We start from the raw sequence: 25,831 nt of genomic DNA, 5'->3' as shown, positions 1-25,831 counted from the left end.
TTTATTTTTATTTTTTTATTTTTTTTTTTATTTGTTTTTTTTGTTTCGCTTTTCCGAGCACCCCGGCCGCCCGGCGGGCGCCCCGCCCCCCCCGCCCGACGCCGACACGTGCCCGCCCCCGCGCCCCGCGGGCCCCTGCCACCACCCGAGGACGACGCCCATGCGGCTGTACCTGCTGGCCCTGAACCCGACCGATTCGGTCACCGAGGGCTTCCTGCCCGCCGCCGAGCGGCTCGGCCTCTCGGTCACCGTGCTCACCGACCAGCCGGACGCCCACCGCGAGGCCTACCGCGGGCTGGCCGTGCCGCCCGAGGTGCTGGGCTGCGAGGTCCGCGACTTCCGCGAGGTCGTCGGCACGGTCTCCCGTCACCACGCACCGGACGCGGTCTTCAGCAACAGCGACCACCTGCAGACCCAGACCGCCCTGGCGGCCGACTACTTCGGACTGCCGGCCAAGGACTGGCGGGCCACCCTGCGGGCGAAGAACAAGGCGCAGCTCCGCCGTCACCTCGCCGCGGCCGGCCAGGACGCCGTCCGCGCCCTCGAACTCGCCCCGGGGCAGCCGCTGTCCGAGCTCGACCCGCCGTACCCGTGCGTGGTCAAGCCGCGCGAGGGGGTCGCCAGCGAGGACGTCGCCCTGGTCGCCGACGCCGCCGAACTCGCCGCCCACTGCGCCGCGGTGCGCCGGCGGCGGCCGCAGGACGCCCTGGTGGTCGAGGAGTTCCTGGAGGGCGAGCTGCACACCCTGGAGACGCTCGGCGACGGCACCCGCCGCCAGGTGCTCGGCGGGTTCCGCACCCGGCTCTCCCCGCCGCCGCACTTCGTCGAGGAGGCACTGGAGTTCGTCGCCGAGCACCCCGGCCCGGTGGTCGACCAGGTACTGGCCCAGCTGGACGCCCTCGGGGTGGGGCTCGGCGCCTGCCACACCGAGTTCGTCGTCCAGCCGGACGGCCGGGCCCGCATCATCGAGGTCAACTACCGTGCCATCGGCGACCAGTGCGACCTGATGCTGGCCGAGCTGCTCGACATCCCGTACTTCGAACTCGTGCTCCGCGTCCACCTCGGCGAGGCGCTCCCGGACGACCTGGGCGCCCGCACCGGCACGCACGGCCACAACCGGCCGGTGCTCGCCGACCGGGCCGGCACCCTCACCGCCGCGCCGCCCGCGCAGGAGCACGACGAGGACGGCGTCCGCCTGGTCTACCGGCCGTTCCGCCCGATCGGCGAGCACCACGAGCACCACCGCACCAACCGGGACTACCTCGGCGTGGTCTGGGCGGTCGGCGCCGACCGCACGGCCGTGGACGCCGCGGTCGACCGGTTCCTCGCCGCCAACCGCTGGGAGATCACCCCGTGACCGCGGCCGTCCGCACGGACGACCCGGAGGAGCTGCTGACCCGCCGCGTGCTGGGCGCACTGCACCGCGAGGACGTGCTCGGGCTGCGCTCGGCCGCCACGCTCGAAGAGCGACCGGACGGCGTCTGGCTGCGCGGCGGCCGGCTCGCCCTGCCGGTCACCGAGGACGGGTTCCAGAGCCGCTGGACGGCCCGCCGCCCTCTGCTGGAGGTCGACGGCCGCCCGCTGACCGGCCTCGACGAGATCCTCGCCGCGGTCGCCGGCCTCGCCGACCCGCGCGACCGGGACGGCCACACCGCCTTCGCCGAGGAGTGCCGGCAGGCGCTCGCCACCATGCGGCTGCACGACCTGGCCCGGCCCGCCGTGTTCGACGGCCTCGCCGAGCGCCTCGGCCCCGACCCGGCCGACTGGACGGGCCCGGCCGCCTCGCTCGGCTTCGACACCCTCGCCGCCTACCTCGACCACCCGGTGCACCCCGCCGGACGGGGCCGGGCCGGCCTCACCGACGACCAGTTGCGCGGCCACGCACCCGAGTTCCACCCCGCCTTCGAACTGCGCTGGCTGATCCTGCCCGAGGCGGCCGTCACCCGGCACGGAACCGGCCCGCTGCCCGCGTGGTGGCCCGCCCCGGCCGACCTCGGCGAGCCCGGCCCGGGTTTCGCCCTGCCCGTCCACCCGCTCACCGCGACACCCGGCCTGGCCGCGCCGGTGCCCGGTGCCCGGCTCGCCGAGCGGCCGTACCTGACCGTCCGCCCGACCCTGTCGATGCGCACCGTCGCGGTCGTCGAGGACCCGTCCGTCCACCTCAAACTGCCCGTGGCCACCGCCACCCTGGGCCTGCGCAACCGGCGCACCATCAAGCCCGGCAGCCTGGTCGACGGCGCCGCCGGGCAGCGCCTGCTGGAGGCCGTCACCGCCCGCGAGGCCCGGTTCGCCGGCACCGTGCTGCACGCCGACGAGCAGTGCTTCGCCCACGCCGGCCACGAGCTCCTCGCCGTCCTGCTGCGCCGCCAACCCGCGGGCCTGGAAGAGGCGGTGACCGTCCCGCTGGCCGCCCTGCTCGCGCCCTCCCCCGGCGGGCGCACCGTCCTCGACCACCTCGCCGACCGGTTCCACGACGGCGAGGTGCTGCGCCTCTACGACGAGCTGCTGCAGCTGCTGCTCGACTGGCACACCACGCTCTTCTCGTACGGCATCGCCCTGGAGGCGCACCAGCAGAACACCTCGCTGGTGCTGGACCGCCCCGGCGGCCGCACCCGGATGCGGCTGCTGCTCAAGGACGACGACGGCCCCCGACTCAACACCGCCCGCCTCGGCGAACTGGCGCCGTACGCCGACGCGTTCGACGACGCCCGGATCGCCGGCACGGACGACCGGCCGGTCACCGACCTGTTCACCACCATCACCGGCCACCTGTGCACCGGCGCCCTCGCCTTCGGGCTCGCCGCCCTCGGCCGCGCCCCGCTCGCACGGACCCTCGGACTGCTGCGCACCCGGCTCACCGAGGCCGTCGACCGGCTCGGCCCGGCCGGCGCCCCGCTGCGCACCGCCCTGCTCGACGCCCGGGAACTGCCGGTGAAGGCGATGGTCACCGCCGGCACCCTGCTCAGCAAGGAGCGCTCCGGCGCGGCCGACATCAACAAGCACTACACCACCGGGCCCAACTACCTGCTGGAGGCGCCCAGGTGAGCACACCCGCAGGCGCCCGCCGCCCACACCCGCGAGGGAGCAACCGGATGACCCCACGGCTCGACGCCCGCCGCACCTGCGCCCCCACCGGGCTGCCCAGCGCCGACCACGCCGTCGCGCACACCCTGCTCAACTGCCTGCTGCGCGAGGTCTCCGCGCCCGAGCACCAGACCGCCGTCCTGGACGGCCACCTGGTCGTCCGGCTGCCCCGCCGCGGCGCTCTGCTGCGGGTCGCGCTGCGCCGCACCTCGCTCTCCGGCGCGCACCGCTTCACCGGCCCCGTCCTCGCCCGCACCGCCGACGCCCCGCGCGCGAGCAGCCTGCGGGAGGGCGCCTGGCGGGAGCTGGGCTGGCGGGAGCTCGCCGAGCAGGTCGAGGCGGAACTCGGCCACCGCGGCGGCACCGCCAACGACGAGTTCCTCGCCCAACTCGCCTCCAGCCACGCCGGGGTGACCGCCGCCCTGGCCGACCGCCCGGAGCCCGGGCCGGACCGCTACCTGGAGTCCGAGCAGGCGCTGCTGTTCGGGCACCGCTTCCACCCCGCGCCCAAGGCCCGCTCCGCCGGGCGCACCGCCGACCCGGCCGCCTGGACGGCCTACGCGCCCGAGGCCCGGGCGGCCTTCCGGCTGCGCCACCTCGCCGTCCGCGCCGAGCTGCTCGCCGAGGACGCCGCCGACCCCGCCGCGGCCGCCCTGCTCGACGGGCTGCGCGGCGCCGTCCCGGCCGGCTACCGGCTGCTGCCCGCCCACCCGTGGCAGTTCTCGCTGCTGCGCGATCACCCGGCGCTCACCGCCGCGCTCGCCCGCGGCGACGTGCTCGACCTGGGCCCGGGCGGCGCGCCGTTCACCGCCACCGCCTCCGTCCGCACGCTCCACGGCGCCGGCGCCTTCCTCAAGTTCAGCCTCAACGTGCGGATCACCAACTGCCTGCGCAAGAACGCCGCGTACGAGCTGGCCGGCGCCGTCGCGCTCACCCGGCTGCTGGCCGGGCCGTTCGCCGACCTCGCCCGGCGCTTCCCGGACGCCGCCGTGCTGCGCGAACCCGCCTTCCGCACGCTGGCCCTGCCCGGCCCGGACGGCCGCCCCGACACCGCGCTGTACGAGGGCCTCGGCCTGATCGTCCGCGAGGGCCTGGCCGGCGCCGTCCGCCCCGGCCTCACGCCGCTGCTGGCCGCCGCCGTCGCCGACGAGTACCCGACCAGCTCGGCGCAGGTCGCCGCCCTGCTGGACGGCGCAGGCCCGGCCGCCGCCCGCGACTGGTGGGCCCGCTACCTGCGGCTGGTCGTCCCGCCGGTGCTCGCCGCCTACTTCGACCACGGCGTGGTGCTGGAACCGCACCTGCAGAACGTGCTGGTCTGCGTGGACGGCGACGGGCGGCCCGGGCAGGTGCTCTTCCGCGACCTGGAGGGCACCAAGCTGCTGCCCGGCCGGCACGGCGCGGCGCTCGCGGGCCTGCCGCCCGAGGTAGCCGGGCCGATGACCTACGACGCCGACCGCGGCTGGGACCGGGTGGTCTACTGCCTGCTGGTCAACCACCTCTCCGAGCTGCTCGCCGCCCTCGCCGACCAGGCCCCGCCCGCCCGGTCCGGCCGGCTGGAGGCCGACCTCTGGGCCGAACTGCGCACCGTGCTGGACGAGTGCGCCGACGCGCACGGCCGCCCGGCCCGGCTGACCGCCCTGCTGGACGGCGCCCCGCTGCCCGCCAAGGCCAACCTGCTGACCCGCTGGGAGCGCCTCCCCGACCGGCAGGCCGGCTACGTGCGGCTGCCCTCGCCGCTCGCCCCCGAGGTGCTCGCCGAGGCCGCCCGGTGAACGCCTCCCCGGGCGCCCTGGTCGCCCGCCGCGTCGAGGCGCTCGCCCCGGAGGAGCTGCCCGCCTTCCTGTACGACCTGCCGGCGCTGCGCGCCCACGCCGCCGCCGTCCGGGCCGCGCTGCCCGCCCGGGTCGAGCTGTACTACGCCGCGAAGGCCAACCCGGAGCCGGCCCTGCTGACCGCCCTGCGACCGTACGTGGACGGCTACGAGGTCTCCTCCGGCGGCGAGGCCGCCCACGTCGGGGCCGCGGTGCCGGGCGCGCCGACCGCGTTCGGCGGCCCCGGCAAGACCCCGACCGAGATCGCCGCCGCCCTGGCCGCCGGGGTGCACCGCTGGCACGTGGAGAGCGTCCACGAGCTGCGCCTGCTCGCGGCCTCCGGCAAGGCCGTGGACGTCCTGCTGCGGGCCAACCTGCCGGTGGCCGAGGGCCGCCTCGACGGTGTCGCCCTGGCCATGGGCGGCCGGCCCGGCCCGTTCGGCATGGACCCGGCCGGCGTCGAGGCGTGCCTGCGCCTGCTGGACTCCCCCGGCTCCGGCCGGCTGCGGCTGCGCGGCATCCACGCCCACCTCGCCAGCGGCCTCGACGCGGCGGGCCAACTCGCCCTCACCGAGCGGATCGTGGACTACGCCGCCGGCCTCGGACTGGCCGAGGCCAACGTCGGCGGCGGCATGGCCGTGGACTACGCCGACCCCGGCCGCCGCTTCGACTGGACGGCCTACGGCACCGGCCTGGAGAAGCTGCTCGACCGGCACCCCGGACTGCGGTTGCGGATCGAACCGGGCCGCTCGCTCACCGCCTACTGCGGCTGGTACGCGACCGAGGTGCTGGACCTCAAGCACAGCCACGGCGAGGACTTCGCGGTCGTCCGCGGCGGCACCCACCACCTGCGGACCCCGGCCACCCGGGGCCACGCCCAGCCCTTCGCCGTGCTGCCGTCCGAGCACTGGCCGCACCCGTGGGAGCGGCCGACCGCGGCGGGCCCGGCGGTCACCCTCTCGGGCCAGCTCTGCACGCCGAAGGACGTGCTGGCCGCCCGGGTGCCCGCGGCGGGCCTGCGGGCGGGCGACCGGGTGGTGTTCGCCATGGCCGGCGCCTACGCCTGGAACATCTCCCACCACGAGTTCCTCATGCACCCCCACCCGGGCTTCCACTTCCTGGACGGGTAGCGGTCCCGGGTGCGCCCGGTGCCCGGTGGTCCCGGGGCCGCCGCAGGTCGGGGGTGGCCGGGCATGGGAGAGTGGTATCCGGCGAAGGGAGCGTTCGGGTGCTGATGGAGAAGGTGGCGGAGATCCTCGCCGAGGCGTCGGCGGAGGCGGTCGAGCCCCGGTTCCGGGCCCTCGCGGCGGGCGAGGTGCTGGAGAAGGCACCCGGTGAGATCGTCACCGTCGCCGACCGGGAGGCCGAGGTGATCATCTCCCGGCGGCTGCGCGAGCTGCTGCCGGTGCCGGTGGTCGGCGAGGAGGCGGTGGCCGCCGATCCGTCGCTGGCCCGGGCGCTCTCCACCGAGCCGGCGTGCTGGCTGGTGGACCCGGTCGACGGCACCGCGAACTTCGTCGCCGGCCGCCCGGACTTCGCGGTGATGGCCTCGCTCGTCCGGGCCGGCCGTACGGTCGCCTCCTGGATCTACCAGCCGGTCGACGGCGTCTGCTTCTCCGCCGAACTCGGCGCCGGCGCCTGGCGGGACGGGCAGCGGATCCTCCGGCGGCCGGCCGCCCCGGAGCCGGCGACGTGGCGGGGCTCGGTGAAGAGCCGCTTCCTCGACCCGGTGCTGCACCACCGGCTGCAGACCAATGCCCGGGTGTTCGGCGAGGTGTCCGCCGGCCGGCGGTCGGCCGGCATGGAGTACCCGCAGCTCGCCGACGGCCGGCAGGAGTTCATCCTCTACTGGCGCACCCTGCCCTGGGACCACGCCCCCGGTTCGCTGCTGGTGACGGAGGCCGGCGGCGTGTCCGCGCGGCTCGACGGCAGCGAGTACCGCCCGGAGCCGCCGGGCGGTCTCGACGGGCTGCTGGTCGCCTGCGACCCGGCGGTGTGGGACCGCACCCAGGAGATCCTGCTCGGCGCCACCGTGCACTGACCTCCCCGGGCCGCCTCGACTACCAGAGCACCGGGAGGCGCTCGGGCAGCCGCTTGATGAAGCCGGGGCGCCAGGCGAGCTGCTCGACGGGCAGGGCGAGCCGCAGCTCCGGCAGCCGCTGGACCAGCGCGGTCAGTGCGATCCCGGCGTGGGTGCGGCCGAGCGCGGAGGCGGGGCAGAAGTGCCGGCCGGCGCCGAAGGCGAGGTGCGGGTTCTCCGGGCGGTCGAAGTCGATCCGCTCGGGGTGCGGGAAGACCTCCGGGTCGTGGTTGGCGCCCTCGACCAGGACGAGCACCAGTTCGCCCTTCCGGACGAGCACCTCGCCCAGCCGGACGTCGGCCAGGGCGAGCCGGGGCAGCGCGTCGCCGATGGACAGGTTCCAGCGCAGCAGTTCCTCGACCGCGCGGTCGATCACGCCCGGCTCGGTGCGGATCCGCCCGGCCAGCTCCGGCTGCTGCACCAGCATGATCACGGCGTGCAGCAGGAACGACGAGGTGGAGACCGCTCCGGCGCCGAACAGCGAGAGCGCCACGGTGGCGAGCAGCTCGTCGGGGATCCGGTCGGCGGCGTCCGGCGAGCGGCGCAGTTCGGCGAAGCGGCCGAGCAGGCCCTCGGTGGGCTCCGGGGCGGCGTTGAGCCGGTCGACCATGTAGCCGAGGTCCTTGTACCAGTTGGCGGCCGAGCCCTCGAAGGGGGTGGGGCTGGTGAGGAAGGCGACGTCGATGCCGGCCATCAGCCGCCGCCAGTCGTCGGTGGGGATGCCGAGCAGCCGGCAGTGCAGGGCGGCCGAGTAGGGCTCGGTGAAGCCGTCGCGCAGTTCGCCGGGGGCGCCCTGCTCGATCAGCCGGTCGATCAACCGGTGCGCCTCGGCGGCCAGCCAGGGTGCCAACTCCTTGTCGGCGCGCGGGTTGAGGGTCTTCATGACGGCCTGCCGCAGCCCGGCGCTGTTGATGTTGCCCATGTTGTCGACCACCTCGGGCGGGATGGTCAGGGCGTACTGGCGCGGGACGCCGGGGTTGGCGGTGTCCTTGAGGCTGAACCGCTCGTCCTCCAGCACCTGCCGGGCGAGGTCGAAGCTGCTGACCAGCCAGGCCGGATCGCCGGTCATGGTGCGGACCTTGGCCACCGGGTGCTTCGCGCGCAGGGCGGCCACCTCCTCGGGGACGAGGTCGCCCCGGCGGGAGAGCGGGAAGGCGAACTCGGGCTGTTCGGTGACGGTCATCGGGCTCCTCGCGGTGGCAGGGGTGGGGGTGGTGCGGTGATCGGGGTTCAGGCCGCGCGGCGGTCGGCCGCGGCATCGGCATCGGCGGGCCGGACGACCGCGTAGGCCTGGCCGGGGGCCGCGCGCAGCCCGTCCGACCGGCCGAACAGCACGGGGGTGAGCGGCAGTTCGAGGTGGTAGCAGGCGACGGAGCTGGGCACGCCGAGCAGGGCCGGGGTGTTCAGGAAGAACGGCAGCTCGGCCGCGATGTAGCGCAGGCCGGCGGCGAGTTGGTCGGCGGTCGGGGCGGCGCCGTCGAGCCGGGCGCGGAGGAAGCCGAGGGCCATCCGCTCGGCGGCCTCGCGAAAGGGCCGGTCGTCCGCCAGGGCGGCCAGCACCTCCGTGTGCAGGCGACGGTACGTCTCGCCGCCGGTGAAGTCGGAGAGGGCGTGGGTGCGGACGCCCGGACGGCCCGCGTCGGCGGCACCGCGTTCGACGCGCCGCCGGGTGGCCTTGACCTCCTTGGCGGCGCGGCGGGCGGCGGCGTCCGGCGGGTAGCCCTGGGCGCCGAACTGGGCGTCCACGTGCAGGTCGGCGTGGACGATGTCCACCGTGTCGAAGAACTCCTTCCCCCAGTGGACGAGTCGGGTGATGCGGCGGGCGCTGAAATAGCTGTTCCCGGGGCTGACGCCGATCAGCAGGTGGTCGCCGCGGGCGAAGACCCGACGGCACCGCCCGGAGTACGGGAATGCCTGGAATTCGTCGATCGTGGTGCTCAGCAGTGTTTCGCTCATGCCGATTCCTCCGCCGGACGGGGACGGGTGCGGACGGCTCCGGATTCACCGGGCCGGAGGTGCGCGTGCAGGGCGGCCGCACGGGTCCGGCGCCGGGGTGGGGCGCTGCGGACGGGGCCGGGGAGTGGGGGCGGGCAGGCTCAGATCGCCCGCGAGCAGGCCGAAGACGGCACGGCGGAGCCCCCTCGCGCCGCTAGTCCCGGGGAGCCGTGTGCTCCCGGTGTGGCGGCGACCACGAGAAGCTACCGCCGATCTTCACCGGGTCGGCAAGCCTGCCCCGGGGATTGGCGGAATTCCCACCGGGCGCGGCCGAAAAGTGCTGGAAAAGCGTCGCACCGCATGTCCACGGAACGAATGTTCGCCGATTAACAAATCGCCGGAGGAATGGCCAGTGTGCCTTCCTCCGAAATGAACCGACCGACCGTCATCCGCCGCTGTGCGATTCCTCCGCCCGGCGCCCGGCCGCCAGGACGGCGGCGAGGACGGCGTCCACGTCCGCGGGTGCGGTGTGCGGGTTCAGCAGGGTGAGCTTCAGACGGACGCGACCGGGGCCGTCACCCGGGAGTTCGGTGCGGCCGACGACCGCACGGCCGGTGCGCAGCAGCTCGCGGCGGAGTTCGGCGTTGAGCCGGTCGAGCCGGGCGGGGGCGGCCGACCGGGGCCGGTGGCGGAAGACCACGGTGGTGAGCACCGGCGGGCAGTGGAGTTCCAGCTCGGGTTCGGCGGCGACGGCCTCGGCCGTGTACCGGGCCAGCCGGTGGCAGGCGTCGACCAGGGCGCCGAGGCCGGAGCGGCCGAGCACGGCGAGGGTGACGGCGAGCTTGAAGGCGTCCGGGCGGCGGGTGGTGCGCAGCGAGAGGCCGAGCAGGCTGGGGTAGCCCGCCTCCTCGTCGTCGGCCGGGTTGAGGTAGACGGCCCGGCGGGCGAGCGGGGCGTAGGTGTCGGCGCGGCGGACGAGGAAGACGCCCGCGGCGGCGGGCTGCCAGCCGAGCTTGTGCCAGTCGAGCGCGAGCGAGTCGGCGCGGCCGATGCCGTCGAGCAGCGGGGCGAGGCGGTCGGAGAGCAGGGCGCCGCCGCCGTACGCGGCGTCGACGTGCAGCCAGGCGCCGTACTGAGCGGCGAGGTCGGCGGCGCGGTGCAACGGGTCGATCGCACCGGTGTCCGTGGTGCCGGCGGTGGCGACCACGGCGATCGGGGTCTCGCCGCGGCGGACGGTGTCGGCCAGGGCGTCGGCCAGGGCGCGGCCGTCCATCCGCAGGGTGCGGTCGACGGGGACGGGCCGGACGGCCCGTTCGCCGAGGCCGAGGACGGCGGCGGCGCGCTGGACGGAGAAGTGCGCGGCGGCGGAGGCGAGGATCCGCGGGCGGGCCCCGGCGGGGAGGCCGTGCAGTTCGGCGCCGGGGAAGGCGCGGTCGCGGGCGAGCATCAGGCCCATCAGGTTGGACTCGCTGCCGCCCGAGGTGAGGACGCCCGCGGCCGTCGCCGGGAGGCCCGCCAGGGCGGCGAGTTCGGCGAGCAGGGCGGTCTCGAGGGCGGTGGCGGCGGGGGCCTGGTCCCAGGAGTCCTGGGAGGGGTTGAGGGCGCTGACGGCGAGGTCCGCGGCGGCGGCGACGGCCAGTGGCGGGCAGTGCAGGTGGGCCGCGCAGGCGGGGTCGGCCGGGTCGGCGGCGTACCCGGCGAGCAGCCGGGTGAGCCGGGCCAGGGCGTCGGGGCCGGACGGGGCGGCGAGGGCGGCGCGGACGAGTCCGGTGATGTCGTCGGGCCGGCCGGCCGGGATCGGGCCGCCGCGGTCCTCGGCCCCGGCGGCGAGCGCGGTCAGCACCTCGTCCAGCAGCGGCCGCAGCGCGGCGGGGCCGGCCCTGCCGCCGGAGAGGGCGTCGGAGCCGGCCGGGGGTCTCACGGCTGCGCCCGGGAGGCGGCCTCGACGGCGTCGGCGAGCCGGTCGAGGACGGCGTCGGCCTGTTCGTCGGTGATGGTGAGCGGCGGCAGCAGCCGGAGCACCGCGCCGTGGCGGCCGCCGAGTTCGACGATCAGGCCGCGCTGCAGGCAGGCCTCGCGGACCCGGACGGCGAGCGCCGGGTCGGCGGGCAGGGCGCCGCAGCTGTCGGGGGTGCCGGCCGGGTCGACGAGTTCGACGCCGAGCATCAGGCCGCGGCCGCGGACGTCGCCGATCGCCGGGAGGTGGCCCTGGAGGCCGGCGAGCCGGGCGGCCATCCGTGCGCCGACCGTGCGGGAGCGCTCGACCAGGCCCTGTGCGGCGACGTACCGCAGGGTGGCGGCGCCGGCCGCCATGGCGAGCGTGTTGCCGCGGAAGGTGCCGGTGTGCGCGCCGGGCCGCCAGCCGTCGTAGTCCTCGCGGTAGACGACGGCGGCCAGCGGGAGGCTGCCGCCGATGGCCTTGGAGAGGACGATCGCGTCCGGTTCGATGCCGCTGTGCTCCACCGCCCACATGGCACCGGTGCGGCCGACGCCGGTCTGCACCTCGTCGACGATCAGCGGGATGCCGCGGTCGGCGGTGATCCGGCGCATGGTGCGCAGCCAGTCGTCCGGGGCCGGGACGACCCCGCCCTCGCCCTGGACGGCCTCCAGGATCATCGCGGCGGGGGCGGCGACCCCGCCGGCCGGGTCGTCCAGCAGCCGTTCGGTGTAGGCGGCGGACAGCTCGGCGCCGCGCTCGCCGCCCACCCCGAAGGGGCAGCGGTAGGGGTACGGGTAGGGCAGCCGGGTGACTTCGCCGCCGCCGGGCAGCGGCGCCTTGACGGCGACCGAGCCGGTGACGGCGAGCGCCCCGGCCGTCATGCCGTGGTAGGCGCCGGTGAAGGCGAGGGCGCCGCTGCGGCCGGTGGCGGTCTGCATGAGCTTGAGGGCGGCCTCGACAGCGTCGGTGCCGGCCGGGCCGCAGAAGTGCACCTTGGCGCGGGCGGCGAAGGCGGGCGGCAGCGCCTCGAAGAGGGCGGTGGTGAAGTCGTCCTTCTCGGCGGTGGCGATGTCGAGGAGGTGGAGCGGGGCGCCGCCGTCGAGGGTGCGGCGGATGGCCTCCAGCACGACGGGGTGGTTGTGGCCGAGGACGAGGGTGCCGGCCCCGCTGAGGCAGTCGAGGTAGCGCCGCCCGTCGGCCCCCTCCACGGTCATGCCGTTGGCCCGGACCGGCACGATCGGGAAGGACCGGGCGTAGGTGCGGGCGGCGGACTCGCGGATGCGCTGGCGGCGCAGGATGGCGTCACCGGCCGGGGCGGCGGTGTCGACGGTGGGGCTCACGGACGGGCTCTCCTCGCGAAGTTAGGTAAGCCTAACTTTACTGGCTGGAGCCGGTCCGCCGCCGCAGGATCGGACATTTCCCCCGGATCCACCCCGGGTACGGCTCCGCCCTGCCCCAACGAGCCGGCCGCCGAAAGGTCACGGCCCGGGTGGGTGCGACAGCTGCGGCCGCCCGTCGCACCGCCCCTCCCCGACCGGCCCCTAGACTGCGGCGCATGGCCGAGGACGATCGCGCGGAGCGCGCACGCACCCGGGAGTTCTTCGCGGTCCGGGCCGCGGGGTGGGACGCGAAGTTCCCCGACGACGGACCGCGCTACGCCGCGGCGATCGCCGAACTGGCGCCCGGCGAGGGCGCGTTCGTGATCGACGCCGGCTGCGGCACCGGGCGGGCGCTGCCGCTGCTGAGGGACGCGGTCGGGCCCCGGGGCACCGTGCTCGGGGTGGACCTGACGCCGGAGATGCTGGCCGTGGCCTCGGCCCGCCGCCCGGTCGCGGCCCTGGTGCAGGCCGACTGCGCCCGGCTGCCGCTGCCCGACGCGGTGGCCGACCTGGTGTTCGGCGCCGGCCTGATCTCCCATCTGCCCGGCCCCGCCGAGGGCCTGCGCGAACTCGCCCGGGTGACCAGGCCGGGCGGCCGTCTCGCGCTCTACCACCCGATCGGGCGGGCCGCGCTCGCCGCCCGGCACGGCCGCGCGCTCACCCCGGACGACCTGCGGGCCGAGTCCAACCTCCGCCCGCTGCTGGCCGCGAGCGGCTGGCGGACGCTCTCGTACACCGACACCGACGAGCGCTTCCTCGCCGTCGCCGAACGGGTCTGATCAGCCGCGCCAGCGGTAGCAGAGCTCGGGCCGGCCGACCTGGCCGTACTGCGGCTCCCGGACGGCGAGCCCGGTGTCGACCAGGTGCTCCAGGTAGCGGCGGGCGGTGATCCGCGAGACCCCGGCGGCGGTGCCCGCCGCGGCCGCGGAGAGCCCGGCGTCGGCGGCCCGCAGCACCCCGGCCACGGTCTCCAGCGTCGGGGCGCTCAACCCCTTGGGCAGCGCGGACCGTTCGGGGGTGCGGAGCAGGGCGAACGCCTGGTCGACCTCGTCCTGGCCGACCGCCTCGCCGGGCCGGCCGAGGCTGGCCCGGTAGCGGGCGTAGCGGTCCAGCCGTTCGCGCAGCGCCGCGCTGCTGAACGGCTTCAGCAGGTACTGGACGACGCCCGCCGACACGGCCTGGCGGACCATCGCCAGGTCCCGGGCGGAGGTGACGGCGATGACGTCCGTGGTGTGGCCGGCCGCCCGCAGGGTGCGGCAGAGCTGCAACCCGTGGCCGTCCGGCAGGTAGAGGTCGAGCAGGGCCAGGTCGACGGGGGTGCCGGCGGCCCGGGCCCGTTCCAGGGCGCGCAGCGCCCCGGCGCAGCTGTGCACGGTGGCGGCCACCCGGAAGCCGGGGGTGCGGGCGACGTAGAGGGCGTGCGCGTCGGCGGCCACCGGGTCGTCCTCGACCACCAGCACGGAGATCTCGGCGGTCATCGGGCGGCCTCCCGCTGGAGCGGCAGCCGGACGGTGAGCACGGCGCCGCGGTCGCGGCCGACCTCGACGGTGCCGCCGTTGCGGCGGGCGGTCTGGGCGACGAGCGCGAGGCCGAGGCCGCGGCCGTGCTGCTTGGTCGTCCAGCCGCGGCGGAACACCTCGCCGGCGGCGGTCGCGTCGATGCCCGCGCCGGTGTCGGCGACCCGGAGCAGCAGGTGGCCTCCCTCGACCCGGGCCATGACGGTGACCTCGGGCGGGCCGGGGTGCTCGGCGGCGTTCTCGATGGCCGCGTCGACGGCGTTGTCGATCAGGTTGCCGAGCACGGTGACCAGGTCGCGCGGGGCGAGGTCGGGCGGCAGCACGCCGTCGTCGATCCGGCTGTCCTCGGTGAGGACGAGGTCGACGCCGCGTTCCGCGGCCTGCGAGGCCTTGCCCAGCAGCAGGGCGGCGAGGACGGGTTCGCCGACCGCGCCGACGACCTTGTCGGTGAGCCGCTGGGCGAGCTCGAGTTCGGCGGTGGCGAAGTCCACCGCGTCCTGGTGGCGGCCGAGTTCGACCAGCGAGACGACGGCGTGCAGCCGGTTGGCGGCCTCGTGGGCCTGGGCGCCGAGGGCGTCGGCGAAGCCCCGGACGCTGTCCAGTTCGCCGGTGAGCGACTGGAGTTCGGTGTGGTCGCGGAGGGTGAGCACGCTGCCGAGGCCGGTGCCGATCGGCGAGGTGTTGAGCACCACGACCCGCTCCGCGGTCAGGTGCACCTCGTCGTGGGCCGGTTCCGGTCCGAGCACGGCCCGCACCAGCGACTCGGGCAGGCCGAGCGCGTCGAACGGCAGGCCCTCCACCTCGCCCTGCAGGCCGAGGAGTTCGCGGGCGGCGTCGTTGCAGAGCACCACCCGGTGGGAGCGGTCGAGCAGCACCAGGCCCTCGCGGACGGAGTGCAGGGTGGCCTGGTGGTAGTCGTACAGGTGGCTGAGTTCGGCGGCGCCCATGCCGTGGGTGTGCCGGCGCAGCCGGGCGTTGGCGAGGTAGGTGCCGGCGCCGCCGAGCGCGAGGGCGCCCGCGGCGACACCGGCCTGGGCGAGCAGCGGGCCGCGCAGCCGGGCGCTGATCGACTCCAGGGTGATGCCGGAGCTGACCAGGCCGACCACCCGGCCGTGCCCGTCGAGGATCGGGGTGACGACCCGGACGGAGGGGCCGAGGGTGCCGGTGTAGGTCTCGCTGGTGGTGCGGCCGGCGAGCGCGCCGTCGGTGTGGCCGAGGAAGGGGCGGCCGATCTGGGCCGGGTCGCGGTGCGCCCAGCGGATGCCGTGGGTGTCCATGACGGTGACGAAGTCCACGCCGGTGTCCCGGCGGACCCGTTCGGCGTAGGGCTGGAGCACGGCGGTCGGGTCCGGGCCGGTGGCGGCCTCGGCGACGGCCGGTGCGTCGGCGACGGCCCGGGCGGCGGCGGTGACCTGGCGGACCGCGGCGTCGTGGGTGCGGTGCTCGGTGAAGAGGTAGGCGAGGACGGCGCCGCCGGCGACCACCGCGGCGACGATCACCACCTGGACGGCGAAGAGCTGCCCGGCGAGGCTGCGCAGCGGTCGGCGCGCGGGACGGTCCCCCGCGGCCGGTCGGACCGGCGGGGCCGTGCGGGCCGGACGGCCTGGGCGGATGCGCATACCGGCCAGTGTGCACGGTCCTCCCCCGGCGGCGGCACCGCCCGGTGTGAACTCTATGAACGCAAACGTGACCCCCGTCACTCCGGCGCCCATAGTCTTCACCGGCCCTCCCCCCGGGGCCGTCAGGGACAGCTGGGCGAAGGAGCCGTGGAATGTCGAGCGCAGGAGCAGTCCGCCGCAGAGCCGACCGTACGCACTACCTCTACCTGGCGGTGATCGCGGCGGTGGCCGCGGGCATCGTCGTCGGCCTCGCCGCGCCGGACGCGGCGGTGGAGCTGAAGCCCATCGGCACGGGCTTCGTCAATCTGATCAAGATGATGATCAGCCCGGTGATCTTCTGCACCATCGTGCTCGGCATCGGCTCGGTCACCAAGGCGGCCAAGGTCGGCCGGGTCGGCGGGCTGGCGCTCGGCTACTTCCTGGTGATGTCCACCGTGGCGCTGGGCATCGGCCTGCTGGTGGGCAACCTGATCGAGCCCGGCTCCGGGCTGCACCTCACGAGTGCCCTGGCCAAGTCCGGGCACGCCCAGGCGGCCGCGGGCGAGGCCACCGGGACGGCCGACTTCCTGCTCGGCATCATCCCGACGACGCTCTTCTCCGCCCTCACCGAGGGCAAGGTGCTGCAGACCCTGCTGGTGGCCCTGCTGGCCGGCTTCGCCCTGCAGGCGATGGGCCCGGTCGGCGCGCCGGTGCTGCGCGGCGTCGAGCACCTGCAGCGGCTGGTGTTCCGCATCATGTCGATGATCATGTGGGTGGCCCCGATCGGCGCCTTCGGCGCGATCGCCGCGGTGGTCGGCGCCACCGGCACCGCCGCGCTGAAGAGCCTCGCCATGATCATGTTCGGTTTCTACCTGACCTGCGCGCTGTTCGTCGCCGTGGTGCTCGGCCTGCTGCTGCGGCTGGTGGCCGGGGTCAACGTGTTCTCGCTGCTGCGCTACCTCGGCCGGGAGTTCCTGCTGATCCTCTCCACCTCGTCCTCGGAGAGCGCGCTGCCCCGGCTGATCGCCAAGATGGAGCACCTCGGGGTGAGCCGTCCGGTCGTCGGCATCACCGTGCCGACCGGCTACAGCTTCAACCTGGACGGCACCGCGATCTACCTCACCATGGCCTCCATCTTCATCTCGGAGGCGATGGACAAGCCGATGTCGCTGGGCCAGCAGCTCTCGCTGCTGCTCTTCATGGTGATCGCCAGCAAGGGCGCGGCCGGGGTCACCGGCGCCGGCCTGGCCACGCTGGCCGGCGGCCTGCAGTCGCACCGGCCGGAGCTGGTCGACGGCGTCGGCCTGATCGTCGGCATCGACCGCTTCATGTCGGAGGCGCGGGCGCTCACCAACTTCGCCGGCAACGCGGTGGCCACCGTGCTGATCGGCCACTGGACGGGCGAGCTCGACCGCGAGCGGCTCGACCGCGTCCTGGCCGGCGGCCTGCCGTTCGACGAGTCCGCGCTCGCCGACCCGCACACCGGCGCCGTCCCCGCGCAGCCGCAGGCACCGGAGGTGGAGACCACCAAGGCCTGAGACCGCGGCCCGGTCGGCGCCCCCCGGACCCCCGGGGGGCGCCGTCGTGCGTGCCGGGCACCGCCCGGGCCGGGTCAGGCCTCGGCGGTGCCGCTGACGGCCCAGGCCAGGCCGGTGGCCGGGTCCTCCAGCGCGAGGTGCAGGTACCAGAGCTCGTCGCGCGGCTCCGACCAGGCGAGGCAGCGCAGCCGGGCGACCAGGGCGTTGACCTCGGCCGCGACCGGCCGGGCGGTGCCGGCCATCGCGGCGAGCAGGTGCCAGACGGCGAGACGGCCGTGGGCGGTGCCGAGCCGGGGCGTGCCGGAGGCCGCCTGGACGAGGGCCGGGTACGCGGCGGCGAAGGGCAGGTGCCCGGCCAGCACCCGGCGTCCGGGGGCGAGCCGGGCGGCGGCGTCGGGGGCCGTGCCCTGCACGCAGACCGCGGTGAGCCAGGGCGCGAGCGTGTGCGACAGCCGGGCCCCGGCGAAGCCGGCGACCGGCCGGCCGGCGGCCGGGAGGTCGAGGCGGACGAGGTCCTCGCGGGTGTCGGGCAGCGCGAACAGCGCCCGCCGGGCTCCGCCGGCCGGCAGGTAGTCGCGCACCCGGACGCCCTCCTCCCAGCCGGCCTGTTCCCAGGGCTCCAGCGCGAACGGCACGCCCTCCGGGTCGGCCTCGGCGCGGCCGGCGACCTCCTCGCCGAGCAGGGCGCGGGTGTGGGCGACCAGCCGCCGCACCGGCGCGGGCTCCAGCAGCGGGGCGAGCCGGCGCCAGGAGTGCCGGGTGGCGAGGACCTCCCAGAGCGGTCCCGCGTCGTGGTCGTGCTCGCCGGCGGCGGCGTGCGGGCCGCCGTCCCGGTCGAAGAGCCGGGCGGCGTGCTCCGGCGGGGCCTTGTACGCGAGGAGGTGCCCGATCGGGCCGGCCGTGCGGGGGGAGGTACCGCGCAGCCGCCGGAACAGTCCGAGCAGTTCCGGCCAGCGGCCCGCCGCCGCCAGCTCCCCCGCCTGCCGCTCCACGTACGTGATCATTCCGTCAATGTACGTCGGCACCGCGCCCGCGGACCGCCGGGTGACGGTGTGTCGGACCGGGCCCGCCCGGGCGGACGGGGCGGGCGGGGGCCGCCGCGACCGGCCCGGACGCGGGCACGGCGGAGCGCCGCGCGACGACCCCGGAACGGACCGACCGCGCGGTACGGTACCGCCTCCACGACACGCAGGCTTCATACAGACCTAAGATGCCTGATATACAGGTGGGCATGACGATGCCTATCGACCAGCGCCTCGGCCACCACATCAAGCGCGCCGAGCAGGAGCTGATCGCGGCCAAGCATGCGGCACTGCGCCCGTTCAAGCTCAGCACCCCGCAGTACACCGTGCTGCTGGTGCTGTCGGAGGAGCCCGGACTGTCCGGGGCGGCACTGGCCCGGCGCTGCCTGGTCACCCCGCAGACGATGTCCTCCGTGCTGGGCACCCTGGAGGGGCGCGGGCTCGTCGAACGCAAGCCGCACCCGATCCACCAGCACATCCTGGAGGCCCGGCTGACCAGGAGCGGCCGCACCCTGCTGGCCAAGGCCGACCGGGCGGCGATGGCGGTGGAGCAGGCCCTCGACGCGGAGTTCGACGCCGAGGAGCGCGAGCGGCTGCTGGCCCTGCTGGGCCGCGCCACGGCGGCGCTGGCGAACGCGCCGACCGGCGCCTGAGCCCGCCCCGGAACCGCCCGCGCCGTCCCGTGGCGCGGGGCCCGGACCGGACGGCGGCTCAGCCGGTCGGCAGGACCCGGAGGCTGCCGTGCGCCACGGTCTCGCCGCCCTGCTCCATGACGACCTCGACCGCCGTCCCGTGCACCGAGGCGGCACCCGCCTCGGCCCGGACGAGGCAGGGCCCGTCGAACTCGACGTACCGGCGGAAGGACGCCGAGAGCGCGGTGACCAGCGGCGCGGGTCGGCCGGTGGCGAGGCAGGCGGCCTGCCGCATCGCCTCGACCAGCACCATGCCGGGCACGTGGTCGACCTCGTGGTCGAACAGCACCGGGTGGCTGCGCTCCGAGCGGACCTGCCAGACCTGCGGCTGGGCGGTGGGCGCGAGCACCACGTCGGCGGCCCGGTCGCGGCCCACCAGCGGCGGCGGCACGGGCAGCGGCGGCAGCGGCCGTTCGAAGGCGGCGGCGAGCCGGTCGCCGCGCAGCCTGCGGTAGGCGCCCGGGGTGGTGCAGCCGAGCGCGCCGGTGGCGGTGCCGAGGGCCCGGCCGTCGCGCAGCACGTGCATCCGGATCCGCATGCCGGCGAGGCCGGTGCCGCGCCGGCGGACGTCCTCGCAGGTGGCCATGAGCGAGAGGTTGGCGGGCGCGCCGGTGAAGGCGAGCGCGGCCGGGTCGGCCTCGAAGGCCACGTCCCACATGAGGAAGTGCCGGTCGAGCGGGACGCCGAAGGCGGTGTGCGCGACGACCAGGCCGGCCTGGCGGACGGTCTCCGCCATCAGGACGGGGTCGTACCAGCGGTCGGCGACCGGCAGGTGGAAGCCGTGGCCGCGGGGCCATTGCGCGCCGAGGACGAAGTCCAGGTCGCCGACCGGTCGGCAGTCCGTCAGGAGCACCTCCGACACCGCGGCCCGGTGCACGAGCGCGCGGTCGACCGTGCGGGCGAACAGCACGCCCTCCGGACGCAGGTCCAGTATCTGGGACACCGTACAAATCCCCCTTCGGGTGTTCACCGGGTGTCCCCAATCCTACAGACCAACCGGTTTGTTTTCGAAGGGGTTTCCGAGTCGGGCCGCCCGGTTTTGACATCCCTTTACTGAACACCGACGGAGCGTCAGAAAGCCGTCACCGGGCGCTCGTCGGTACGCCGCCCGGGCGGTACCCGGACGTGGTGCGGCCCCTCCCGGGCGTCCGCCGCCGCGCCCGGGCGCCGCCCGGACGCGGCCGAGCCGCGGGGCACGGCCCGGCCGTCCGGGCACGCGCACCGCGGCTCGCCGCCGGGGCCCGCTCAGCGCAGGGCGGCCCCGGAGAGCAGCCCCCAGGAGGCGAGCCGTTCGGCCGCCTCGTCCTCGGCCCGGTACACCGGTTCGCCGAGCGGGCCGGCCGGCTGGTCCAGGGCCCAGCGCAGCAGGGCGGCGCCGATGTTCATCCCGCCGCCGAAGCCGGCCAGCAGCACCAGGTCCCCGCGCTCCAGCCCGCCTCGGCGGTGCACCGCGTCCAGGGTGACGGCCACCGAGGCGGCGCCGGTGTTGGCGTGCCGGTCGACCGTCAGGTGCATGGTGGCGCCGGGCAGTCCGAGCTCAGGCCACACCTGGTTCAGCATCACCCCGTTGGCCTGGTGCGGGACGAAGTGCCGCACCTCGCGGGCGGGCACCTCGGCCCGCCGGAGCAGCGTGGAGACCGCGCCGGGCAGCGCCTCGTGGACGAAGCCGCGCACCGCCCGCCCGTCCATCCGGAACCAGTGCCCGCCCTCGGCGACCGTCTCCGCCGAGGCCGGCCTGCGGCTGCCGCCGGCCGCGACGCCGATCAGCCGGTGCTGGTCGCCGCGGCCCTGCAACAGCGTCTGCACCACGCCGAGCCCGGCCGGGACGGGCCCGAGCACGGCGGCGCCCGCGCCGTCGCCGAACAGCACGGCCGTCCTCCGGTCCTCCCGGTCGAGGATCCGGGAGTAGATGTCCGCGCCGATCACCAGTCCGTACGGCGCGGCGGGGTCGGTGCCGCCGCGGAGCATCTGGGTGCCGACGGCCAGCCCGTACACGAAGCCGCTGCACACGGCGTTGACGTCGAAGGCGGCCGCCCGGCGGGCGCCGATCAGGTGCTGCACGATGCTGGCGGTGGCGGGCTGCGGATGGTCCGGGGTGGACGTCGCGACCACCACGAAGGCGAGCCGGTCGGCCGTCACCCCGGCCTGTCGGAGCGCTCTGCGGGCCGCCTCGGCGGCCAGGTCGGAGGTGGCCTCGTGCGGGGCGGCGCGGTGCCGCCGGCCGATGCCCGTCCGCTCCTCGATCCACTCCGCGGTCACGCCCGCCCCGGCCGCGACCTCCTCGTTGCTGACGACCTCCGCGGGCACGTACGAGCCGGTGCCCACGATGCCGATCGGTGTCATGGTCCCCTCCTGTCGTCGGTGCGGGCCTGTCGCCGCGCGGTACGGCCCCGGCCGGGTGCCGTCCGCGCCGCTCCCCCGGGCCCGCCGGGCGGGGGTGCGCGGCACGTGCTCAGACCGCGGCCCGCACCGGCTCGGCGGGCACCAGCCGCTGCCAGCCGGCGAGTTCGGCGTGCGCGGTGAGCACCGGGTCGTCGCCGACCGCGACCGGCCGGCCCACCGCGGCCAGCAGCGGGATGTCGCTGGAGTGGTCCCCGTACGCGGCGCAGCGGGCGAGGTCCAGGCCGCGGACGCCGGCGACCGCCGAGGCGACCCGGCCCTTGACCGCGCCGATCACCGGGACGACCACCTCGCCGGTGAGCCGGCCGCCGCGGACCACCGGCCGGGTGCCGACCGTCCAGTCCGCCCGCAGCTGGGCGGCGATCGGGTCGAGGCAGGCGAAGAAGGAGCCGGAGACCAGGACGAGGGCGTCGCCCGCGGCCCGGTGCCGCTCGGCCGCGGCGACCGTCTCCGGCACGAACAGGTCGTCCTCGACGGCCCGTTCGAACCAGGCCTCGCCGGCCGCGGCGAGCCGCTCCGCGCTCTCCCCGGCGTACAGCCGGTAGTAGGCGCGGTTGACGACCTGCCGGGGCGTACCGGCCGCGGCGGCGGCCCGGAGGTCGGCGGTGAGCCGGGCGAAGGTGCCCTCCGGCTCGCCGCGGCGGCGCAGGTAGAACTCCAGGAAGTGGAACATGCTCTTGACCCGGACGAGGGTCTCGTCCACGTCGAAGAACGCGGCGGTGCTGGACATCGGTCTCCCCCTGCTGTGCTGTCGGTCGGTCACGGGCCGGGCCGCACCGGGCGGTGCGCCCGGGCCCGCCGGGTACGCGTACAGCCTGCTAGCCGCGGATGCGTGCCAGCGAGAGGACGAACCGGGCGATCGACTCGCCGTTCTGGCGGGCGTCCACCACGACCGGCAGCTGGGTGACGGCGGCGCCGGGCTCGGCCTCGTCCAGGTCGAGCGGGCCGCCCTGGGTGTAGTAGGCGTGCTCGCCGGCCTCCGCGCCGAGCGGCTTCTCGTCGCCGAGGGTCGCCGTCAGCACCGTCCGCGGCTCCAGTTCGCCGAACCGGGCGAAGGTGACGGCCAGGTCGACCGGGAAGGTCTTGGCGGCGGACAGTCCGCGGGTGTCCAGCGCGGTGAACAGGGCGAGCTGGCGGGCGGCCTCGGCGAGCACCATGCCCGGCAGGTGGTCCTGCGGGTGGTCGAACATGCTCGGGTTGCCGGCCGGTATCCGCAGCACCGCGGTGGCACCGCCGTCGGCGAGCCGCGGGTCGAGGAGCACCACGTTGCGCGGGTCGGCGCGGCCGACCAGGTCCGGGGCGGCCGGCAGGCCGGGGCCGCCCGTGCCGCCGGTCTGCGGCGGCAGCACCGCGGTGCTGGGCAGCTCGGCGCCGTCGCGGTTGCGCAGGCGCATCTCGCGGTAGCCGGCCGGGTCGCGGAAGCGCAGGCCGACGCCGGCCCAGCCGATCACGGTGCCGTCCACGGTGAGGTCGACGCGGTGGTCGAGCCCGGTCACCCGGCCCTCGCGGACCCGGCGGTCCGTCACCGTCACCTTGAGCACCAGGTCGAGCGGGCTGTCGCCGATGGTCAGCAGCTGCGGCCGGATCAGGTGGATCCGCAGGAAGGTCAGGATGAACTTGTGGTCGGTCGGGATGCCGTGGAACAGGTGCGCCCCGGCCAGGGTGGCCTGCCGCGCGGCCTCCAGCAGCAGCACCGGGTCGTGGGTGCCGGGCCGGAGCAGGTGGTCGCCGTAGTAGGCGTGCGAGCGGGGCAGCTGGGCGGCGGCCGTGTAGTGGCCGTCCTCGTCCCCGCGCAGGTCGGTGACGAAGACCTCGCCGACGGCGTCCCGGTGGACCAGTCCGCGGTCCAGGGTGGTGGCCCAGGACAGCGGGACGGCCTCGGCCGGGTGGCTCGGTGCCTCGACGGGGGCGAGCGGTGCGGTGGTCATGCGGTTCCTCCTCGTTGCTCCTCGGATGCGGTCCAGGGATCGGCCTGGCACCGGTGCGGCGGGCGCCCTCGGTCCGGGTGCCCGCGGCGGGCGGGCCCGCCGGGCCGCGGCCGCCGCCCGGTGGGGGGCGGCGGCCGCGGTCCGGGCGGCGGGGCGCCGCGGTGGTTGCGGTGGTGGTTCGGTGGTGGCTGCGGGGGCCGGCCGGTGGCGCGGCCCGCCGTCAGTACCGGGTGCCGACGGCGGTGGCGCCGAGCCGGGTCAGCAGTGCCAGGTCCTCGGCCTCCAGCGCGAGGTCGCCGCCGCGGGCGTTCTCCTCCAGGTAGGCGAGCCGCTTGGTGCCGGGGATCGGCACCACGTGCTCGCCCCGGGCCAGCACCCAGGCCAGCGCGACCTGCGAGGGCGTCGCCCCGTAGCGGGCGGCGACCTCGGCCACGCCCTCGGCCAGCTTCTGGTTGGCCTCGATCGCCTCCGGCTGGAAACGCGGGTTGCCCTGCCGCCAGTCCTCGCCCTCCAGTGCGGCGGCCGAGGTGATGGCGCCGGTCAGGAAGGCGCGGCCGAGCGGCGAGTAGGCGATGAAGCCGGCGCCGTGGCGGGCCGCCCACGGCACCACCTCGTCGAGCTGGTCCTGGCTCCACAGCGACAGCTCGCTCTGCACGGTGGCCACCGGGTGGACGGCGTGCGCGGCGTCGAGCTGCTCGACGGTCGCCTCGGAGAGGCCGATCGCGCCGACCTTGCCCTCGCGGACGAGCTCCGCGAGCACGCCCCAGGACTCCTCGACCGGCACCGCCGGGTCGACCCGGTGCAGCTGGTAGAGGTCGATCCGGTCGACGCCGAGGCGGCGCAGCGAGCCCTCGGCGGCGGCGCGCAGGTGCTCGGGACGGCCGTCGGGCAGGATCTCGCCGTCCCGGACGACCAGGCCGGCCTTGCTGGCGAGCACGATCTCGTCCCGCCGGTCGCGGATCGCGCGGCCGACCAGCTCCTCGTTGGTGTGCGGGCCGTAGACGTCCGCGGTGTCGATCAGGGTGACGCCGAGGTCGATCGCCCGGTGGATCACCCGGACCGACTCGGCGTCGTCGCGGCGGGTCGGGCTGTACGCGAAGCTCATGCCCATGCAGCCGAGGCCGATCGCGCCGACGGTGATCCCGGTGCTGCCCAACTGTCGTGTGCGCATGGTGCGGTGTTCTCCTCTGTCGAATGGCGGTGTGGGTTCGGGGGTGTTCAGGGGTGGGGGCGGTGGTGGGGCGGGGTGCGTCCGGCGCGGGCACGGGGGCGGCCCGCGCCGGACGCGGTCAGGAGGTGCCCGTGAGCTCCCGGTCGCGGACCACCGCGAAGGTGGTGACCGCGCCGATCAGCGCGAGCACGGCGAGGACGACGAATCCGGTGTGCATCGCCGAGGTGAGGGCGTCGGCGGCCGCGTCCGAGGCGGCGGTGCGGACCCCGGCGGGCAGGGTGCCGAGCTGCTCGCCCAGCCGGCCCTGCACGGCACCGCCGGCCAGGGCGCGTTCGCCGGCCGTGTCCAGCCCCGGCACCCGGCCCTGCAGGCCCGCGGCGGAGAGGCCGGCCAGCAGCGCGCCGGCCCCGGCGATGGCGACCGACTCACCGGTGATGCGCATGGTGTTGAAGATGCCGGAGGCCATTCCGGAGCGCTCGACCGGGACGACGCTGACCGCGGCGTTGTCCATCACGCCGAAGGCACTGCCCACGCCGACGCCGAACACCGCGAGCGGTCCGGTCAGTTGCGCCCAGCCGGCATCCGGGCCGAGCACCACCAGCCAGAGCGATCCGGCGGCGATCAGCGCGGAGCTGGCGGCGAGCATCACCCGCAGCGGCAGCCGGGCGGCGATCCTCCCGGCGACCAGCGGCAGGGCCAGCACCGGCAGGGTGAGCGGCAGCAGCAGTGCGCCGGCCTCGGTGGCGCTGCGGCCGCCGACGCCCTGCAGGTACTGCGGCAGGTAGACCAGCAGCACCACGAACCCGAAGGTGATGGTGAACGGCTGGCAGACCACCACCACGAAGGTCGGCCGGCGGAACAGCGACAGGTCGAACATCGGCCGCTCGACGCGCAGTTCGACCAGCACGAAGAGCAGCATGAACAGGGCCGCGCCGACCAGTGAGCCGATCGCGGCGACGCCCGTCCAACCCTGCTCCGGGCCTTCGACGAAGTACAGCGCCAGCAGGGCCAGGCTGCCGCTGAAGGTCACCAGTCCGCCCCGGTCGATCCGGCGGGCGGCCGGGTCGCGGGATTCGGGCAGCCGCGGCACCAGGGCGAGCACGACCGCGCCGAGCACGACGTTCAGCAGGAACACCGCCCGCCAGCCGACCGAGGCCACCAGCACACCGGCGACCAGCGGGCCGAGCGCCAGGCCGAAGCCGAAGGAGGCGCCGAGCACGCCGAACGCCCTGGCCCGGGCCGGCCCGTCGAAGGAGGCGGCGAGGATCGCCGCGCCGCTGGTGAGGACACCGGCGGCGCCGACGCCCTGCAGCGCCCGGGCGAGGTCGACCAGCACGATGTTCGGCACCAGCGCGCAGACCAGCGACATCGCCAGGAACACCTGGACGCCGATCAGCAGCACCCGCCGCCGGCCGAAGCGGTCCGCGAGGCCGCCGGCGGCCAGCAGGCAGGCCGCGAAGGTGACGCCGTAGGCGTTCTGCACCCACTGCGCGGCGCCGACGCCGGCCCCCAGGTCGGTCGCCAGCGCCGGGAGCGCCACGGCCGGCCCGGTGACGGTGAGCGGCAGCATCACGCTGGCCAGCGCGATCGCCACCATGATCGCCGGCCCGCCGGCCGCCCGGCCCGCGCGCGGCGCGGCCAGGTCCTGCTCCGCCAGGACGCTCATCACTTCCCCCATCCATCAGTCATCTACGTACTTCACAAACCGAGACGACCATAAGATATCTTATGGACAGC

Annotated in this window: 21 protein-coding genes; 8 read left to right on the top strand and 13 right to left on the bottom strand. The window is 76.1% G+C overall.

The window, feature by feature from the left end:
* Window positions 1-160: 160 nt before the first annotated feature.
* The 5 genes from AB0O09_RS28475 to AB0O09_RS28455 all read left to right on the top strand — a co-directional run bounded on the left by AB0O09_RS28475 (window position 161) and on the right by AB0O09_RS28455 (window position 6,936).
* Complete coding sequence (locus AB0O09_RS28475) at window positions 161-1,357, top strand: ATP-grasp domain-containing protein (protein WP_363546208.1); 1,197 nt, start codon at window positions 161-163, stop codon at window positions 1,355-1,357.
* Window positions 1,354-3,045 carry an IucA/IucC family protein gene (locus AB0O09_RS28470; RefSeq protein WP_363546205.1) on the top strand — a complete coding sequence of 564 codons (1,692 nt, stop codon included), beginning with the start codon at window positions 1,354-1,356 and terminating at the stop codon, window positions 3,043-3,045. The genes AB0O09_RS28475 and AB0O09_RS28470 overlap by 4 nt, the downstream gene beginning before the upstream one ends.
* 47 nt (window positions 3,046-3,092) lie before the next feature.
* Window positions 3,093-4,856 carry an IucA/IucC family protein gene (locus tag AB0O09_RS28465; RefSeq protein ID WP_363546202.1) on the top strand — a complete coding sequence of 588 codons (1,764 nt, stop codon included), beginning with the start codon at window positions 3,093-3,095 and terminating at the stop codon, window positions 4,854-4,856.
* Window positions 4,853-6,025, top strand: coding sequence for a type III PLP-dependent enzyme (locus AB0O09_RS28460; protein ID WP_363546199.1), 1,173 nt, complete (start codon window positions 4,853-4,855; stop codon window positions 6,023-6,025). The genes AB0O09_RS28465 and AB0O09_RS28460 overlap by 4 nt, the downstream gene beginning before the upstream one ends.
* A gap of 104 nt (window positions 6,026-6,129) precedes the next feature.
* Entirely contained in the window at window positions 6,130-6,936 is an 807-nt protein-coding gene (locus AB0O09_RS28455; protein ID WP_363546220.1) for an inositol monophosphatase family protein, read from the top strand.
* 19 nt (window positions 6,937-6,955) lie between these two features.
* On the opposite strand, the gene AB0O09_RS28450 is transcribed toward AB0O09_RS28455, so the two are convergent.
* From AB0O09_RS28450 to AB0O09_RS28435, 4 genes are all read right to left on the bottom strand, one after another.
* Window positions 6,956-8,158 (bottom strand): cytochrome P450, encoded by a 1,203-nt coding sequence (locus AB0O09_RS28450; RefSeq protein WP_363546196.1) that lies wholly within the window; start codon window positions 8,156-8,158, stop codon window positions 6,956-6,958.
* Between the two features lie 47 nt (window positions 8,159-8,205).
* Complete coding sequence (locus tag AB0O09_RS28445) at window positions 8,206-8,931, bottom strand: tRNA-dependent cyclodipeptide synthase (RefSeq protein ID WP_363546193.1); 726 nt, start codon at window positions 8,929-8,931, stop codon at window positions 8,206-8,208.
* 424 nt (window positions 8,932-9,355) lie between these two features.
* Window positions 9,356-10,831 carry a pyridoxal-dependent decarboxylase gene (locus AB0O09_RS28440; protein WP_363546190.1) on the bottom strand — a complete coding sequence of 492 codons (1,476 nt, stop codon included), beginning with the start codon at window positions 10,829-10,831 and terminating at the stop codon, window positions 9,356-9,358.
* A complete protein-coding gene (locus AB0O09_RS28435; protein ID WP_363546188.1) occupies window positions 10,828-12,189 on the bottom strand; it encodes a diaminobutyrate--2-oxoglutarate transaminase family protein in 1,362 nt (453 codons plus the stop codon). Before AB0O09_RS28435 ends, AB0O09_RS28440 begins: the two co-directional genes overlap by 4 nt.
* 215 nt (window positions 12,190-12,404) lie before the next feature.
* Here AB0O09_RS28435 and AB0O09_RS28430 point away from each other — a divergent pair, with 215 nt between their 5' ends.
* Window positions 12,405-13,007 (top strand): methyltransferase domain-containing protein, encoded by a 603-nt coding sequence (locus AB0O09_RS28430; RefSeq protein WP_363546185.1) that lies wholly within the window; start codon window positions 12,405-12,407, stop codon window positions 13,005-13,007.
* Here AB0O09_RS28430 and AB0O09_RS28425 read toward each other — a convergent pair whose 3' ends face one another.
* The gene (locus tag AB0O09_RS28425) at window positions 13,008-13,706 is read right to left on the bottom strand and encodes a response regulator (protein ID WP_363546182.1); all 699 of its coding nucleotides are present in this window, start codon (window positions 13,704-13,706) and stop codon (window positions 13,008-13,010) included.
* Window positions 13,703-15,364, bottom strand: coding sequence for a sensor histidine kinase (locus AB0O09_RS28420; RefSeq protein WP_363546179.1), 1,662 nt, complete (start codon window positions 15,362-15,364; stop codon window positions 13,703-13,705). The genes AB0O09_RS28425 and AB0O09_RS28420 overlap by 4 nt, the downstream gene beginning before the upstream one ends.
* A gap of 152 nt (window positions 15,365-15,516) precedes the next feature.
* Here AB0O09_RS28420 and AB0O09_RS28415 point away from each other — a divergent pair, with 152 nt between their 5' ends.
* On the top strand, window positions 15,517-16,881 hold the full coding sequence (locus AB0O09_RS28415; RefSeq protein WP_363546176.1) for a cation:dicarboxylase symporter family transporter: 1,365 nt from the start codon (window positions 15,517-15,519) through the stop codon (window positions 16,879-16,881).
* A 74-nt stretch (window positions 16,882-16,955) separates the two neighbouring features.
* On the opposite strand, the gene AB0O09_RS28410 is transcribed toward AB0O09_RS28415, so the two are convergent.
* Window positions 16,956-17,885: a hypothetical protein gene (locus tag AB0O09_RS28410; RefSeq protein ID WP_363546173.1), complete on the bottom strand. Its 930-nt coding sequence runs from the start codon at window positions 17,883-17,885 to the stop codon at window positions 16,956-16,958.
* A gap of 227 nt (window positions 17,886-18,112) precedes the next feature.
* Between AB0O09_RS28410 and AB0O09_RS28405 the strand changes: the two genes are divergently transcribed.
* Entirely contained in the window at window positions 18,113-18,556 is a 444-nt protein-coding gene (locus AB0O09_RS28405) for a MarR family transcriptional regulator (RefSeq protein WP_363546170.1), read from the top strand.
* 58 nt (window positions 18,557-18,614) lie between these two features.
* Here the strand turns inward: AB0O09_RS28405 and AB0O09_RS28400 are convergent, their stop codons facing one another.
* The 6 genes from AB0O09_RS28400 to AB0O09_RS28375 all read right to left on the bottom strand — a co-directional run bounded on the left by AB0O09_RS28400 (window position 18,615) and on the right by AB0O09_RS28375 (window position 25,760).
* Window positions 18,615-19,538 (bottom strand): ScbA/BarX family gamma-butyrolactone biosynthesis protein, encoded by a 924-nt coding sequence (locus AB0O09_RS28400; RefSeq protein WP_363546167.1) that lies wholly within the window; start codon window positions 19,536-19,538, stop codon window positions 18,615-18,617.
* 302 nt (window positions 19,539-19,840) lie between these two features.
* Window positions 19,841-20,938: a ketoacyl-ACP synthase III gene (locus AB0O09_RS28395; protein WP_363546164.1), complete on the bottom strand. Its 1,098-nt coding sequence runs from the start codon at window positions 20,936-20,938 to the stop codon at window positions 19,841-19,843.
* Window positions 20,939-21,047: 109 nt separating this feature from the next.
* Window positions 21,048-21,725 carry an HAD-IB family hydrolase gene (locus tag AB0O09_RS28390; protein ID WP_363546161.1) on the bottom strand — a complete coding sequence of 226 codons (678 nt, stop codon included), beginning with the start codon at window positions 21,723-21,725 and terminating at the stop codon, window positions 21,048-21,050.
* Window positions 21,726-21,813: 88 nt separating this feature from the next.
* Window positions 21,814-22,923, bottom strand: a complete 1,110-nt coding sequence (locus tag AB0O09_RS28385) for a ScbA/BarX family gamma-butyrolactone biosynthesis protein (protein WP_363546158.1) — start codon at window positions 22,921-22,923, stop codon at window positions 21,814-21,816.
* A 220-nt stretch (window positions 22,924-23,143) separates the two neighbouring features.
* On the bottom strand, window positions 23,144-24,094 hold the full coding sequence (locus AB0O09_RS28380) for an aldo/keto reductase (RefSeq protein WP_363546155.1): 951 nt from the start codon (window positions 24,092-24,094) through the stop codon (window positions 23,144-23,146).
* Between the two features lie 118 nt (window positions 24,095-24,212).
* Complete coding sequence (locus AB0O09_RS28375; RefSeq protein ID WP_363546152.1) at window positions 24,213-25,760, bottom strand: MFS transporter; 1,548 nt, start codon at window positions 25,758-25,760, stop codon at window positions 24,213-24,215.
* Window positions 25,761-25,831: the final 71 nt, after the last annotated feature.

The sequence above is a fragment of the Kitasatospora sp. NPDC093679 genome (assembly GCF_040683455.1).
In the GTDB taxonomy this organism is placed as follows: Bacteria; Actinomycetota; Actinomycetes; order Streptomycetales; family Streptomycetaceae; genus Kitasatospora; species Kitasatospora arboriphila.
Note: the sequence above shows the minus strand (reverse complement) of the source record. Positions and strands in the feature narration are given on the sequence as shown.

What these genes read in the sequence shown, in the direction of transcription:
- AB0O09_RS28450 (WP_363546196.1), bottom strand. Translation starts at nt 8,158, where the DNA reads ATGACCGTCACCGAACAGCCCGAGTTCGCCTTCCCGCTCTCCCGCCGG.
- AB0O09_RS28430 (WP_363546185.1), top strand. Translation starts at nt 12,405, where the DNA reads ATGGCCGAGGACGATCGCGCGGAGCGCGCACGCACCCGGGAGTTCTTC.
- AB0O09_RS28375 (WP_363546152.1), bottom strand. Translation starts at nt 25,760, where the DNA reads ATGAGCGTCCTGGCGGAGCAGGACCTGGCCGCGCCGCGCGCGGGCCGG.
- AB0O09_RS28390 (WP_363546161.1), bottom strand. Translation starts at nt 21,725, where the DNA reads ATGTCCAGCACCGCCGCGTTCTTCGACGTGGACGAGACCCTCGTCCGG.
- AB0O09_RS28420 (WP_363546179.1), bottom strand. Translation starts at nt 15,364, where the DNA reads ATGCGCATCCGCCCAGGCCGTCCGGCCCGCACGGCCCCGCCGGTCCGA.
- AB0O09_RS28415 (WP_363546176.1), top strand. Translation starts at nt 15,517, where the DNA reads ATGTCGAGCGCAGGAGCAGTCCGCCGCAGAGCCGACCGTACGCACTAC.
- AB0O09_RS28380 (WP_363546155.1), bottom strand. Translation starts at nt 24,094, where the DNA reads ATGCGCACACGACAGTTGGGCAGCACCGGGATCACCGTCGGCGCGATC.
- AB0O09_RS28410 (WP_363546173.1), bottom strand. Translation starts at nt 17,885, where the DNA reads ATGATCACGTACGTGGAGCGGCAGGCGGGGGAGCTGGCGGCGGCGGGC.
- AB0O09_RS28465 (WP_363546202.1), top strand. Translation starts at nt 3,093, where the DNA reads ATGACCCCACGGCTCGACGCCCGCCGCACCTGCGCCCCCACCGGGCTG.
- AB0O09_RS28475 (WP_363546208.1), top strand. Translation starts at nt 161, where the DNA reads ATGCGGCTGTACCTGCTGGCCCTGAACCCGACCGATTCGGTCACCGAG.
- AB0O09_RS28395 (WP_363546164.1), bottom strand. Translation starts at nt 20,938, where the DNA reads ATGACACCGATCGGCATCGTGGGCACCGGCTCGTACGTGCCCGCGGAG.
- AB0O09_RS28445 (WP_363546193.1), bottom strand. Translation starts at nt 8,931, where the DNA reads ATGAGCGAAACACTGCTGAGCACCACGATCGACGAATTCCAGGCATTC.
- AB0O09_RS28455 (WP_363546220.1), top strand. Translation starts at nt 6,130, where the DNA reads ATGGAGAAGGTGGCGGAGATCCTCGCCGAGGCGTCGGCGGAGGCGGTC.
- AB0O09_RS28385 (WP_363546158.1), bottom strand. Translation starts at nt 22,923, where the DNA reads ATGACCACCGCACCGCTCGCCCCCGTCGAGGCACCGAGCCACCCGGCC.
- AB0O09_RS28425 (WP_363546182.1), bottom strand. Translation starts at nt 13,706, where the DNA reads ATGACCGCCGAGATCTCCGTGCTGGTGGTCGAGGACGACCCGGTGGCC.
- AB0O09_RS28405 (WP_363546170.1), top strand. Translation starts at nt 18,113, where the DNA reads ATGACGATGCCTATCGACCAGCGCCTCGGCCACCACATCAAGCGCGCC.